The organism is Geminicoccus sp. (genome assembly GCF_036263595.1).
GTDB lineage: Bacteria > Pseudomonadota > Alphaproteobacteria > Geminicoccales > Geminicoccaceae > Geminicoccus.
On the sequence record NZ_DATAGQ010000094.1, the window covers coordinates 19732 to 32269 of the forward strand.

Here is a 12538-nt window from a genome sequence, read left to right on the forward strand (position 1 = left end):
CCGGTCCCCTTGGCGGTCTGTTGAGGGTGCCTGATCGTGAAACTTCGTCTCGCAGCATTGGCGCTTGCCGCTCTCGGTACCTCGGCCCTGCAGGCACCGACCCCTGCCGCTGCCCAGGATTGCACGATCACGATCGGCTCGGTGGTCTCCCTGACCGGGCCTGCCGGCCGGTTCGGGCAGGCAGCCGCGAAGTCGATCGAGCTCGCATTCAACGACCTGAATGCAGCCGGCGGAGCGGCTGGCTGCAAGCTCTCCCCCGATGTCCGGGATGCGCAGAGCCAGGGCACGGTCGCGGTCGATGCCGCCCGCCAGCTGGTCGACCTCCAGAAGGTGCCGGCCATCATCGGCGGGATCATCTCGTCCGTGTCCATCCCGATCGTGACCTCGGTCACCGGGCCGGCCGGCGTGGTGCAGGTCTCGCCTGCCTCCTCCTCGCCGACCCTCACCGTGCTTGCCAAGGAAGGAAAGACCGGTGGGGTCTTCTTCCGGACGATCACCTCCGACGCGCTCCAGGGCACCGCCGCGGCCAAGTACGCGCTCGACCAGGGGCTGAAGAAGATCGCCATCGTCCACGTCAACAACGATTTCGGCGTCAACATGGTGGCCGAGTTCCGCAAGTCGTACGAGCGGCTGGGCGGCCAGATCACCTCGACCACGCCCTATAATCCCAACCAGGCTTCCTATCAGCCCGAGGTGACCGAGGCGCTGGGCGGCGAGCCTGAGGCCCTCTACCTCGTGGCCTATCCAGGGGATGGCACCACCGTGGCGCGCACCTGGATCGCCCAGGGCGGGCCCGCCCGGTTCCTGCTCAACGACGGCATGAACTCGGCGGACTTCATCAAGGATGTCGGGGCGAAATACCTGGACGATGCGTTCGGCACCTCGTCCGGCACCACCGCCACGCCGTCGACCGACTATTTCTGCCAGGCCTATAACGCCTTTGCGACCGACTTCGACTGCCAGGCGCCGGCCGCGGACCGCGCCTATGATGCCGCTGCCATCGTCGGGCTCGCGGTCGCCATTGCCGGTGCGCCGGACAAGGCGAAGCTGAAGGACGCGATCCGCAAGGTGGTCGATCCGAACGGCGAGACCATCCATGCAGGGCCGGACGGCTTCAAGAAGGCGCTGGCCCTGATCGAGGAGGGCAAGCCCATCCGCTACGAAGGCGTCATCGGCCCCGTCCAGTTCGACCAGCACGGCGACATTACCGGGCCGTTCCGGCTGTGGCGGATCCAGAACGGCGAGGTCGTGACCATTGGCGAGATGAAGGCCGACGAGGTGGCGGCGCTCAAGGCCCAGGCTGGCGAGTAGTCTTCGCGTCATTGCGAGGCTGTCCGCGCAGGATGGCAGCTTCTGTCCTGAACAGCCGCACCAGCGCGTCCATGACCGCGCGCACCCCGGGCAGTTCCACCAGATCCTGATGCACGAGGAGGAAGACGTCTTCCTCCAGCTCGGGCGGTGGCGGTGCGGCCCGGGCCAGCCGCGGATCGTCGTCACCGAGAAAGCAGGGCAGGAGACCGATCCCCCGGCCGTCCAGGATCGCCTCCAACCGCAAGTGGACGTCGCTGAGCCGAACAGTCATGCGCGCGTCCGGCTGGAATGACGCCAGCCAGCGTGCCTGGCGCGAGCCTGCATCGTCCCGCAACCCGATGATTCCCGCCTGCGCACCGAAGCCGGCAGTGACGTAGGGTGCAAACGTGATCCTGCCCAGGCGGCGCACCATCAGCTGGCCGCGCTCGGGTGGGCGGCGCATGCGCAGGGCGATATCGGCCTGCCAGTGACCGAGATCCAAAGTTTCGCGGGTCACCAGCAGCTCCAGGGGTGCGCAAGCTGCGGCAGCCAGCAGCGTTGCCAGATGCCGCACCAGGAACAGGCCCACCGAGCTGGTCGACGTGATCCTGATCGGCGCGGCCGGGTCGGCGGCGGCGGCCTTGGCCAGCCTGGCCACGCCATTCGCAGCCTCGGCCATGGCCTCGGCGGCCAAGACCATCCGCTCGCCCTCGCTCGTCAGACGCAGCCTGTTCGGGAGCCGGTCGAACAGCCGCAACGCCAGCGCAGCCTCCAGCGACGCCAGATGACGTCCGACCGTGACCTCGCTGGCGCGCAGGGAAGCGGCGGCGCCGGCTAGGCTGCCGGTCCGCGCGATCGCCAAGAAGATACGGACATCGTCCCAGTCCAGGCCTGCACCTCATGCCGGAGCTGCCGGACCGTCTCACTGGAACAGCCCGCTGACCCGCGCATGATAAAGGAGCATGATCGTCTTGGCGTCGACGATCTCGCCGGTGCCGATCTTGGCAAGCGCCTCCTCGAACGGCATCTCCACGACCTCGATGTCCTCGTTCTCCTCCTCCAGCCCCCCACCCGCGTCCGTGCGCATCCCGGCATGGACCGGGGCAGCGAAGAAATGAAGGCGTTCGGATACGGAGCCCGGGCTCATGTAGGCACTGAACAAGGCCCGTACCTCGCTGACCTGGTAGCCGGTCTCCTCCGCGACCTCGCGCCGGATCGCCTCGGCGGGGTCGCGGGCGTCCAGCAGCCCCGCCGGTGCTTCCAGGATCCAGCCGTCGGGGTGCCCGTTCACGAAGGTGGGCAGGCGGAACTGCCGCACCAGCACGACGGTACGCGCAACCGGATCATACAGCAGGATCACGGCGCCGTTGCCGCGGTCATAGACCTCGCGGCTGACCTGGCGCCAGGAACCGTCGCGCCGCCGGTAGTCGTAGTTGTACCGGCGTAGCACGTAGCCATCGTTCGACAGCGTTTGCACCTGGTTCATCTTGATCGTCGCGCTCTGCGGCAGGGTCATGCAGGAACATCCTCGATCCGGCGGTACACGGGCCGGCCAGCAGCCTCGGCAAGGGCCACCATCTCGTCGGCGCCCATGGACGGACCGCCGATCCGCAGCACGGCGTCGCAGCGCTCGAGCAGCCGCCGTGCCACCGGATGAAAGATCTCGTCGAACTGCGGGTCGGACAAGTGTCGCCCGCCGGCCGTCTCGATCAGCGGCAGGGCCAGCCATTCGCCTGCCAGCGGCAGGTGGCCGGCTCGGAACAGGCCGAGCCAGGCCTCGTTCATCGCCCGCATGTTCCGCGCGATCAGTGCCGGATCGTCGCCCGTGCCCGAACGATAGGGACCGGCTACCAGGATAGCCCGAGGCATTGCCACGAATGTGTCTCCCACGACTGCGTGGTGGCGGACATTGCCGCGATCCCCACGCTGCGGGAGCCCCAAACTTCCGCGATGCTACCCCTGCAGATCCGTTGCCCTCCACCATGCCTGCGCAAGCTGCTATCTCTCTACGTAGCAGCGAAGGAATGCGACGTTGGCGAGCAGCTCTTCCGGGATCGAACGCATCGACCTCGCTCCCGGCCTGAACATCCCGCGGGTGGTGACGGGCCTTTGGCAGGTCGCGGACATCGAGCGCGGTGCCGGGCCGATCGATCCGGACGAAGGCGCAACGGCGCTGGCGGCCTACATGGTCGACGGCTTCGATGCCTTCGACATGGCGGACCATTATGGCAGTGCCGAGGTCCTGGCCGGCCGGCTCCGCGAGCGGCTGGCGAACGGGACGCTCGAGGTAGCGGATCAGGCCAGGCTCGCGACCTTCACCAAATGGTGCCCGGAGCCAGGGGAGATGACGCGCGAAGTCGTCCAGATCGCGGTGGACCGAGCCTGCAAGCGCCTGCACACGGACCGCATCGACCTCCTGCAGTTCCACTGGTGGATGTTCGAGCACCCGGCTTGGCTGGATGCGATGCGGGAGCTGGCGAAGCTGCGCGAGGAGGGGCGGATCGCGCAGCTGGGCGTCACCAATGTCGACACGGACCATCTGCGCGTGCTGGTGGCCGAGGGCATTCCCGTGGCGACCAACCAGGTCTGCGTGTCGCTGCTCGACCGCCGGGCCACCGAGGAGATGAGCGTTTTTTGCCAGCAGCACGGGATCAGGCTCCTGGCCTATGGCACGCTTGCCGGCGGATTCCTTTCCAAGCGGTGGCTCGGTGCCGAGGAGCCGGATTCGGTCGGCGATTGGAGCAAGATGAAGTACCGGCGCTTCGTCGAGGCGGCCGGGGGCTGGGATGTCCTGCAGGGCATCCTGCAGGCGCTGGACACGGTCGCCCGCAAGCACGGCGTGTCCATCTCCAACGTCGCGACCCGCTGGGTCATGCAGCAGCCGGCCGTGGCAGCCGTGATCGTGGGCGCCAGGCTCGGGGAGCGCGAGCATCGCGGTGACAACCTGCGGCTTTGCGGGTTCAGCCTGGACGACGAGGACATGGCAACGATCGGCGAGGCGCTGGCGATCGCGACCCGCATTCCCGGCGATTGCGGCGACGAGTACCGGCGTCCGCCCTTTCTCACGGCCTCGGGCGACCTGTCGCACCATCTGGACCAGGTCCCGCCAGTCTATCAGCCGGCGCCGATCGATCACCGGACCGGCCGCATCCGTGTCGACAGCGGCAGCGTGTGGGAGCCGATCTGCGGCTACTCCCGGGCCGTGCGGGTCGGCGACCGGATCCTGGTCTCCGGCACGACCGCCACCCACAGTTCGGGCGAGATGATCGGCAAGGGCGATCCGGCGGCGCAGGCCGTCTACATCCTGGACAAGATCGCCGCCTCGATCCGCTCGCTGGGCGGCAAGATGAGCGAGGTCGTCCGCACCCGCATCTACCTGCGCAACGCCGATGACTGGGAGAAGGTCAGCCGCGTCCATGGCCATTATTTCGGCCAGATACGGCCGGCCAACACCCTCCTGGAAGTCAGCCGGCTGATCGGCGACTACGACGTCGAGATCGAGGCCGAGGCCGTGGTGGAACCGCCCCCCGCCCGCTGATCCCGCGGGTTCAGCCGGCATGGCGCGCCAGCCTTGCCGCAAAGGGGACAGATCCCTCGACGGCGACGGCCCGCAGGCCCAGCCAGGCCGCGAGGTCCTGGAGTTCCAGGGCGAGCGCTGCGGCTACTACCTCCTCGTCCACGCCCTCCTCGGCATGGGCGGAGCGGACCAGCAGGACGCCTGCCGTCCGGTCAGCCTTCAGGTCGACCCTCGCCACCAGGCGCTCGCCCAGGAGGAAGGGCAGGACATAGTAGCCGTGCACCCGCTTCTCGGCGGGCGTGTAGATCTCGATGCGGTAGCGAAAGCCGAACAGCCGCTCCGTCCGGCTGCGCTCGAAGATCAAGGGATCGAAGGGGACCAGCAGTGCCCGGGCCTCCACGCGCCGTGCCATGCGGGCCTCCTTCGCGAGATAGGCTTGGGCACGCCAGCCCTCCACGGCCACTGGCAGAAGATCGCCCGCCTCGACTAGGCGGCGGACCGCCTCGGCGGCCAGCTCGACGGGCAGGCGCCAGTAGTCCCGAAGATCGGTGGCCGTCGCCACGCCGAGCGCCTGCCCAGCCTGCCGGGTCAGGATGGTGGCGGCGTCCGCTGGGTCCGGTGTCGGGGTGGCCAGGACGGCGGAAGGCAGGGCGCGCTCCGGCAGGTCGTAGACGCGCTCGAACCCGCGCCGGCCAACCGCCGTGACCCGCCCTGTCCAGAACAGCCATTCCAGCACGGTCTTCGAATCGGACCAGCCCCACCAGCCGCCCCGGCTTTTCTCCGCGGCCTGGAGGTCGCCGGCACCAAGGGCGCCGCGATCGCGGATCTCGTCGAAGATGGCGGCGACCAGCTGCGGCCGCGAATCGGCCACCGCCTTCACGCCCCGCCACACCCCTTGCCCGGCGTCGGCACGTGCCATCCGCCAGCGCAGCAGGGGGTGGCAGGCCACCGGCAGGAGCGAGGCCTCGTGCCCCCAATATTCGAAGAACTGCCGGCGATGCGGTTTCGGCCAGATGCCGTCATGGCTGGCGAGGCGATCGAGCACGGAACGGTCATAGCTGCCCAGGCGGGAGAAGAGCGGCAGGTAGTGTGCCCGGATCAGGACATTGACCGAATCGATCTGCAGCAGGCCCAGCTTCTCGATCGCCGCGCGGATCCGCGCGGCCGATGGCAGGTCGCTCCGCTTCGGCCCGAAGCCCTGGGCAGCCAGCGCGATGCGCCGGGCCTGGGCCGCCTTGAGCGTTGCGTCGGTCCTCATGCGCCCCCGCCGTCGATCACCTCGTCCCAGTGCGGCGCCAGGGCCCGGGCGAGGTTGCGCCAGATCCGGTAGCGGCGATCGAGCAGGCCGGCCAGCGCGCGGTCCGGCTGGACCTCGCCAACCGTCCTCGTCATCGCGGCGACGGCGCTCGCGAGGTCCGGATGCCGGCCGATGGCGACGCTCGCCAGGATTGCGGCACCAAGCGCGCCCAGCTCCCTGCCGGCCGGGAGGACGAGCGGCAGGTTCAAGGCTGCAGCGAAGATCTCGCGCCAGGGCACGCTCCTGGCGGCACCGCCGGCGAAACGTGCCGCGGACGGACGGCCGCGCAGGGCCGCCAGCCGGTCGAAATGACGGCGATGCTCGAAGGCAATGCCCTCCATCACGCCGCGCACCGTGTGGGGCAGGCCGTGCCAGTTGGTCATGCCGATCAGGCTGGCCCTGGCCGAGGACTGGTCCATCGCACCGTTCAGGTAGGGAAAGAAGAAGATCGGCGGGGCGGCCGGATCGAGCGGGGCCACCGCCGCGTTGATCTCCGCGAACAGCACGTCGTCCGCGATGTCGGGGCGCTGGCTGCGGATGAAGCGCTCCACGAACCAGTCGAGCTGCCCCGCCGAGGTGGGGCTGCCCTCGATGGCGAGCCAGCTGCCGGGGACCAGCCCGTGGGTCAGGAAGATCGCGGTCTCGTCGGCGGGAAGTTCCGACAGGAAGCACTGGTGCAGGCCCCAGGTACCGGCCATCACCACCACGTCGTCGGGCCCGATGGCAGCCGTGCCGAGCATGACCGCCAGGTTATCGGAGCAGCCGGCCGAGACGGGCGTGCCGGCGCGAAGGCCGGTCAGGTCGGCCGCCTCGGCGGTGACCTCGCCGGCGATGTCCATGGGCTCGAGCAGGGGCGGCATCAGCCGCACGAGGTCGCCCAGGCCCACGCACTCCATCATCGCCGGCTCGTTGCGGCGGCTCTGGACTGGCGAGAAGCCGCCGCTGGACTGGTCGCTCACCTCGCCGGCCACACGGCCGGTCAGCCGCGCGCGCAGGAAGTCCTTGCTGGACAGGGCAAAGCGGCCGCGCGCGATCGTGTCCGGCGCATGCCGGTGCAGCCAAGCCAATAGCGGCATCGGCTTGCCAGGCCAGGCGGCGGCATGGGCGCGGCGCCGGCGAGTCGCCTCGTCCTGCTCCTCGTTGCGCCAAGCCGTGCAGAGCGAGGCGGCCCGCAGGTCCAAGGTCAGCACGCCGTTCATGACCGCATGGCCGGCCTCGTCGACCAGCCACAGCCCGTTGCCGTAGCCGGTCACCCCGATGCCGTCCACGTCCTCGCCGCTGATGCCGGCATCAGCCAGAACCTTGTGGATGTCGGCGCCCAGACAGCGCCAGACCCGCTCGGGATCGCGCTCGGCGTGGCCGGGTTTCGGCGTGATGGCGGGGTGGGTGGTGCCGCGTACCGCCACCTCCGTGCCATCGGACGCGATCACGGCCACCTTCACGGCCGTGCCGCCGCTGTCGATCCCCAGCATGAACTCTGCCACGTCGCCCCCCGGATTCTTCTCGTTCGACTGCCGTCGCGACTTGTCCGGCGGGATCGCCCATCTGTCGAGGTGCCTGCGAGCAGGTGGCCGCGGCTCGGGTTCGTTTATGCAATTTCCCGTGCTGCCGGACAGCACGAAGCCTCTCTTTTCCGGCGGCAGGTCGGGTCGCCCGGACGGGTACCGGTCGCCATCGCTTGCGCATGAGGCCGTGGAAGCGGCGCTCGGGTTCGTTCATGCAATCATGCACCGTTGCGGCCCCCACGCTTGGCGGCTCCGCTCGGGTTCGTTCGTGCGTGTCGACGATGCGGGTGGCGGTGCATGCGGCCTCCTGGATGGGGAGGAGAATAGCACAGCCATAGGATCATTTGCCTGCCAATAACGGTGCGGCGGGGCTTGGGATCGTCGCAAGGGAACAGTGACGGGAAGCTGGGGCCCTTTGCGCATGGCGATCAGGACGGTTCCGATAGGCTGCGAATTGATCTAGAGGCGGTCGTGGGTCGCTGGCGCGGGTGGATGCCGGGCGATGCCGGGCGATGCCGGAATCAGGGAGAGAAGAATGCCGAAGGCCTATGCCAGCACCGTGATCGATCTGCCGGCCGACCAGGTCTGGGCGGCAGTCCGCGACTTCAACGGCTTGCCCGTCTGGGGCGGTCACATGGTGGCGCGCTCCGAGATCGAGGATGGCAAGCAGGGGGATCAGGTCGGCTGCGTGCGCAGCTTCCATCTCCATGATGGCGCCCATCTCCGCGAGCGCCTCCTGGCCTTCTCCGACCGGGACCGCTTCTACGTCTACAATTTCGAGAAGACCCCGTTCGACGTGCAGAACTATGTCGCCACCCTGCGCGTCACGCCGGTGACGGACAGCGGGCGGAGCTTCGTCGAGTGGTGGACCACCTTCGACTGCGCACCAGCCGACAGCGAATCCTGGGTCGATACCTTCGCCAACGGCGTGTTCGGCGGCGGGTTAAAGAACCTCCAGGCCCATCTGGCCAAGCGCTGAACGGCGTCCGCGCCGGGCGCACCCGGCGCGGAGCATCGGCTAGGGATGCTCGGGGAACAGCGGGATGGGCAGCCCTGGCGGCGGCTGGCCCTGGCCGATCCAGCGATCGCCCCGCTGCCGGTCGATGTTCTGCTGGCCGCTTCCGTTCACCCCGGTGGTCTGGTCGAGGTGGATGCTGTTGTCCGAGCTGTCGATCGAGAGCCCCGGCGGCAGCTCGAAGAAGTCCGGCCCCAGCTGCACCGGGGGCGGACCGCAGTTCCCGCGCAGGATCCCGCAATCCCAGCGCCACCCTTCCGGCTGGCCGATCATCAGCCCGCCGCGCTGGAATTCGCAGGCGCAGGAGCGCCCGGCCATGCAAACCACCGCGCCGGCGACCTCCGGCGTGCAGCGCGGCAGGTCTTGCGCCCCGGCCGGGAATGACATGGCCAGCAGCAGCATCAGGATCGGCAGAACGGGCAAATGTTGTCCCCGGATCGGTTCATTTGCCCGATCCTAGCCGCCATTCCTGAATGATCCGTTAAGCCACCTCTTCGACAGGTTCCGCATGGTGGCCGGTCAGGCGGACGAACAGGTCTTCCAGGTCAGCTTCCTGGGTCGTGAGGTCGGCGATCGACACGCCCGCCGCGCGCAGCCGGTCCAGGAGATGCTCGACCATCGTCGAGGAGCGCCGGTAGCGCAACACGAGGCGCCCTTCACCGTCGATCAAGGCGTGGCCATCGTCCAGGGCCGGGGGCACACGGGTGAAGGGTTGGGCGCCGCGGACGATCAGGCACTTCTCGTCCAGCCGGCCCAGCAGGGCCGAGGTCGTATCGAACGCCACCACCCGGCCGCCGTCGACAATCGCGATCCGGTCGCACAGCTCCTGGGCTTCCTCGAGATAATGGGTGGTCAGGACGATGGTCACGCCCTGCTCGTTCAGCTCGCGCATGTAGCGCCACAGCGAGCGGCGCAGCTCGACGTCCACCCCGGCCGTCGGCTCGTCCAGCACCACCACCGGTGGCCGATGGACCAGCGCCTTGGCGACCAGCAGCCGGCGCCGCATGCCGCCGGACAGCGTCCGGGCATAGGCATCCGCCTTGTCGGCCAGGCCCACTGCGTCCAGCAGTTCGTCCGTGATGCGGTCGCGCCTGGGCACACCGTAGAGACCCGCCTGGAGGTCCAGCGCCTCGCGCGGCGAGAAGAACGCATCCAGGTTCAGCTCCTGCGGGACGACGCCGATCGCCCGGCGGGCTAGCCGCGGGCGCTGGTCGATGTCGATGCCGAAGATCTCGACCTGGCCCTCGGTCTTGTTCACAAGTCCTGCCAGGATGTTGATCAGCGTGGACTTGCCCGCGCCGTTCGGCCCGAGCAGGCCGAAGAAGGAGCCGCGCGGCACCGTCAGGTCGATCCCATCCAGGGCCCGCTTGGCCGGGCGCTTGCCGTCCGCCGCGTAGACCTTGCCCAGGCCCCGGATGGACAGCCCGTGTTCGGGCGGGGAAAGCGGCATGTGCGGTTGTCTCCGTGCGCGGGCAGCGGCTATATCGCGCGGCGCCGGCCATCATGGCAAACTGCCTGCACAATTGGGCAGGTTCTCAAAAGGATCGACCGGGTGAAGGATCTTTTTCTGTCCGTCGAAGGCCGGGAGGTGGTCATCACCGAGGCACTCTATGTTCGCTGTGACGGTGGCGACGGCTCGATGGGGCACCCGCTCGAGTTCATGACGCTCGAGAAGGGCGGCGAGACGATGTGCAAGTATTGCGGCCGCCATTACATCCATGCCTCGGCGCCGACGGCAGACAAGTTCAAGCAGCCGCTCGACCCGGCCGCCTGACACGACATGATGCCGGGTCTCCGATCCGGCATGGCCGCTCCGCTCGATTGCAGCAATAACGTCACGCTGGCCCGGCCAACGCGTGCGGCAGCCATTCCTACGCTTGACGCACCATGGCGGGACGCCGTTGGACTTCCGCCCGGACGGGGCTCCTTCGGCACCGGTCCTGCCTTCGTTGAACGGATGACGTGGTGCTGGCTGTCGATCTTGGAGAACCGCAAGTCGTGATGGAGGGACCCGCCGCGGTACCCTCGGCAGGGCAGGCCCCCTTGCCGGCCCGGCGGCCGCCGGGCCGGCGCTCTGGCCCCGCGCAACGGGCAGTGCAGCGGCTGGCGGCCGCCTTGAAGCGGGAACGGCCGGACGTCGCGGTGGATGCCGACGGCCGGGTCGCCCGGATGCGCGATCTGCTGGTCCCCTCGGCGCTGCCGGCCGCGCAAGGGTCGGGCATGCTGATCGACCGGCCCCGCACCCCGGTCGACGATCCGCTGGCGCTGACGGCCAACTGCTTCCTGCCCTGGAGCGGCCAGGAATCAAGACTGCGCCTCGCCAATCTGGAAGGTTTTCACGAGCTGCGCTTTGCGGCTCGCTGCCCGACCGGCATTCGCGGCACGCCGCCGCAGACCGACCTGCTGCTGACCGGCGTGCAGGACGTCGTAGGCGTGGTGACCAGGGTCACCGAGCACCTGACCGTACCGCGGACCAAGCTCGCCGACGGCTACGACCACCAGCAGCGCGAACCCCGCCTGGACGCTTGGTACGACCTCCTGGCCCAGCTGCGCCGCTCTCCCGGAATCTTCCGCCTGCTCGATGCGGCGGGCCTCGCCAAGCATGCGATCGGCCTGGCCCACACCTTTCCCCGGCGCAGGACCGCGCTGGTCTACCTGTTCTGGGAACCCACCGACGCCCGGGCGTTCCCGATCTTCGCGGCGCATCGGGCCGAGGTCGAGATGCTGCGCCGGATGGTGACCGAGGGTGCCGTTCCGCTGCTGCCCATGTCCGTGCGGGAACTCTGGGACAGCTGGCGGGCGGAGGCGCCGGCGGGCTGGCTCCGCGACCACTTGACCTTCCTCCTTGCCCGCTATGGCGTTGCCATCGGAGACTGAGTGGCGGCACGATCGTTTGATGACCTGCAGGAATGGGCTGCCTGATGCCCGATACCAAGGCCTTGTTCTTCGACCGGCAGGAAGTGCGCTCGGCCGAGGAGCGTGAAGCCGCCATCTTTCATGCCTTGCCGGGTCTGCTCCGCCACGCGCTCGACAACGTGCCAGGCATCGCTGCCCACCTGGGCGGGATCGAGCCGGATCGCATCACGTCACGGGCGGCCCTGGCGGCATTGCCGACCCTGACGTTCCAGGACCTGCTCGACGACCAGGCCGGCAGCCCGCTGGGCGGCATGATCGCGACCCCGATCGGCCGGCTGGCCCGCGTGCTCACCGGCAAGCGCGGGCAGTTCCTGCCCGAAGGTGCCAGGGTCGACTATTGGAGATTTGCCCGCGCCTTCTTCGCGGCAGGGGTGCGGCGCAACCATCTCGTCTGGAACGCGCTGCCGCACCATCTGGGCGCGCTCGCCTCGATGGCGGAGACGGGTGCCAGGGCGCTCAGCTGCACGGTGGTCCCGGCTGGCCCCGGCCTCGGCACCGCGGAGCTCGACACGATCTTGCGCCTGCAGCCGAAGGTCTTCGTGGGCATGGCCCCCGTCCTCGAACAGCTCCTGGACCTGCTGGGCGACAGACAGCCCTTCCGCTCGGCCCTGCTGGTCGGACCGGTGCCGGACCCGGCCCTGCTGGTGGCGGCCTCGGCCAGGCATGCGCTGGAAACTTTCTTCGTCTACGCGACCGAGGAGATCGGGCTGATCGCCTACGAGACGAGCGGGCATGAAGGCCTGGTGGTCGACGAATCGGTGATTCTGGAACTGATCGGAACCGACGGCAGCCACGTCCTGGCCGACGGCGAGGAGGGTGCGGTGGTCGTGACCGTGTTCAACCCCGACTTCCCGCTCATCCGCTTCATCACCGGCGACCGGGCCCGCTACATCGCCGGCGAGAGCCCGTGCGGGCGCACCAATCGGCGCGTGACACCGCCCCTGTCCGATGACGATCCGACCGGTGGCGGTGCCACGCCCGAGCCGGTGAACTGACCC

At 69.0% G+C, this 12538-nt stretch carries 13 protein-coding genes; 6 read left to right on the forward strand and 7 right to left on the reverse strand.

What is annotated here, in order from left to right:
- The first annotated feature begins 57 nt into the window (after positions 1–57).
- On the forward strand, positions 58–1311 hold the full coding sequence (locus VHL31_RS08490) for an ABC transporter substrate-binding protein (protein ID WP_414653675.1): 1254 nt from the start codon (positions 58–60) through the stop codon (positions 1309–1311).
- Here VHL31_RS08490 and VHL31_RS08495 read toward each other — a convergent pair.
- The 3 genes from VHL31_RS08495 to VHL31_RS08505 are packed head-to-tail and all read right to left on the reverse strand — an operon-like array spanning position 1289 to position 3159.
- Positions 1289–2179, reverse strand: coding sequence for a LysR family transcriptional regulator (locus VHL31_RS08495; protein WP_329660806.1), 891 nt, complete (start codon positions 2177–2179; stop codon positions 1289–1291). The genes VHL31_RS08490 and VHL31_RS08495 overlap by 23 nt on opposite strands.
- 33 nt (positions 2180–2212) lie before the next feature.
- A complete protein-coding gene (locus VHL31_RS08500) occupies positions 2213–2806 on the reverse strand; it encodes an NUDIX domain-containing protein (protein ID WP_329660779.1) in 594 nt (197 codons plus the stop codon).
- Complete coding sequence (locus VHL31_RS08505) at positions 2803–3159, reverse strand: DUF4406 domain-containing protein (protein ID WP_349262394.1); 357 nt, start codon at positions 3157–3159, stop codon at positions 2803–2805. Before VHL31_RS08505 ends, VHL31_RS08500 begins: the two co-directional genes overlap by 4 nt.
- A gap of 163 nt (positions 3160–3322) precedes the next feature.
- On the opposite strand from VHL31_RS08505, the gene VHL31_RS08510 reads away from it, so the two are divergent.
- A complete protein-coding gene (locus VHL31_RS08510) occupies positions 3323–4828 on the forward strand; it encodes an aldo/keto reductase (protein ID WP_329660781.1) in 1506 nt (501 codons plus the stop codon).
- Positions 4829–4838: 10 nt separating this feature from the next.
- Here the strand turns inward: VHL31_RS08510 and VHL31_RS08515 are convergent, their stop codons facing one another.
- Together VHL31_RS08515 and VHL31_RS08520 are read right to left on the reverse strand one after the other, a co-directional pair.
- Complete coding sequence (locus VHL31_RS08515) at positions 4839–6065, reverse strand: winged helix-turn-helix domain-containing protein (protein ID WP_329660782.1); 1227 nt, start codon at positions 6063–6065, stop codon at positions 4839–4841.
- Positions 6062–7588 carry an FGGY-family carbohydrate kinase gene (locus VHL31_RS08520; protein WP_329660783.1) on the reverse strand — a complete coding sequence of 509 codons (1527 nt, stop codon included), beginning with the start codon at positions 7586–7588 and terminating at the stop codon, positions 6062–6064. The genes VHL31_RS08515 and VHL31_RS08520 overlap by 4 nt, the downstream gene beginning before the upstream one ends.
- 556 nt (positions 7589–8144) lie before the next feature.
- Here VHL31_RS08520 and VHL31_RS08525 point away from each other — a divergent pair.
- The gene (locus tag VHL31_RS08525) at positions 8145–8588 is read left to right on the forward strand and encodes an SRPBCC family protein (protein WP_329660784.1); all 444 of its coding nucleotides are present in this window, start codon (positions 8145–8147) and stop codon (positions 8586–8588) included.
- 39 nt (positions 8589–8627) lie between these two features.
- Here the strand turns inward: VHL31_RS08525 and VHL31_RS08530 are convergent, their stop codons facing one another.
- Together VHL31_RS08530 and VHL31_RS08535 are read right to left on the reverse strand one after the other, a co-directional pair.
- On the reverse strand, positions 8628–9047 hold the full coding sequence (locus VHL31_RS08530; protein WP_329660785.1) for a hypothetical protein: 420 nt from the start codon (positions 9045–9047) through the stop codon (positions 8628–8630).
- Between the two features lie 58 nt (positions 9048–9105).
- Positions 9106–10074 carry an ABC transporter ATP-binding protein gene (locus VHL31_RS08535; protein WP_329660786.1) on the reverse strand — a complete coding sequence of 323 codons (969 nt, stop codon included), beginning with the start codon at positions 10072–10074 and terminating at the stop codon, positions 9106–9108.
- A 102-nt stretch (positions 10075–10176) separates the two neighbouring features.
- On the opposite strand from VHL31_RS08535, the gene VHL31_RS08540 reads away from it, so the two are divergent.
- The 3 genes from VHL31_RS08540 to VHL31_RS08550 all read left to right on the forward strand — a co-directional run bounded on the left by VHL31_RS08540 (position 10177) and on the right by VHL31_RS08550 (position 12535).
- A complete protein-coding gene (locus VHL31_RS08540) occupies positions 10177–10398 on the forward strand; it encodes a zinc-finger domain-containing protein (protein WP_329660787.1) in 222 nt (73 codons plus the stop codon).
- A 224-nt stretch (positions 10399–10622) separates the two neighbouring features.
- Entirely contained in the window at positions 10623–11501 is an 879-nt protein-coding gene (locus VHL31_RS08545; protein WP_329660788.1) for a hypothetical protein, read from the forward strand.
- A gap of 44 nt (positions 11502–11545) precedes the next feature.
- Positions 11546–12535: a hypothetical protein gene (locus tag VHL31_RS08550; RefSeq protein WP_329660789.1), complete on the forward strand. Its 990-nt coding sequence runs from the start codon at positions 11546–11548 to the stop codon at positions 12533–12535.
- Positions 12536–12538 lie beyond the last annotated feature (3 nt).

What these genes read in the sequence shown, in the direction of transcription:
- VHL31_RS08505 (WP_349262394.1), bottom strand. Translation starts at nt 3,159, where the DNA reads ATGCCTCGGGCTATCCTGGTAGCCGGTCCCTATCGTTCGGGCACGGGC.
- VHL31_RS08550 (WP_329660789.1), top strand. Translation starts at nt 11,546, where the DNA reads ATGCCCGATACCAAGGCCTTGTTCTTCGACCGGCAGGAAGTGCGCTCG.
- VHL31_RS08535 (WP_329660786.1), bottom strand. Translation starts at nt 10,074, where the DNA reads ATGCCGCTTTCCCCGCCCGAACACGGGCTGTCCATCCGGGGCCTGGGC.
- VHL31_RS08515 (WP_329660782.1), bottom strand. Translation starts at nt 6,065, where the DNA reads ATGAGGACCGACGCAACGCTCAAGGCGGCCCAGGCCCGGCGCATCGCG.
- VHL31_RS08525 (WP_329660784.1), top strand. Translation starts at nt 8,145, where the DNA reads ATGCCGAAGGCCTATGCCAGCACCGTGATCGATCTGCCGGCCGACCAG.
- VHL31_RS08500 (WP_329660779.1), bottom strand. Translation starts at nt 2,806, where the DNA reads ATGACCCTGCCGCAGAGCGCGACGATCAAGATGAACCAGGTGCAAACG.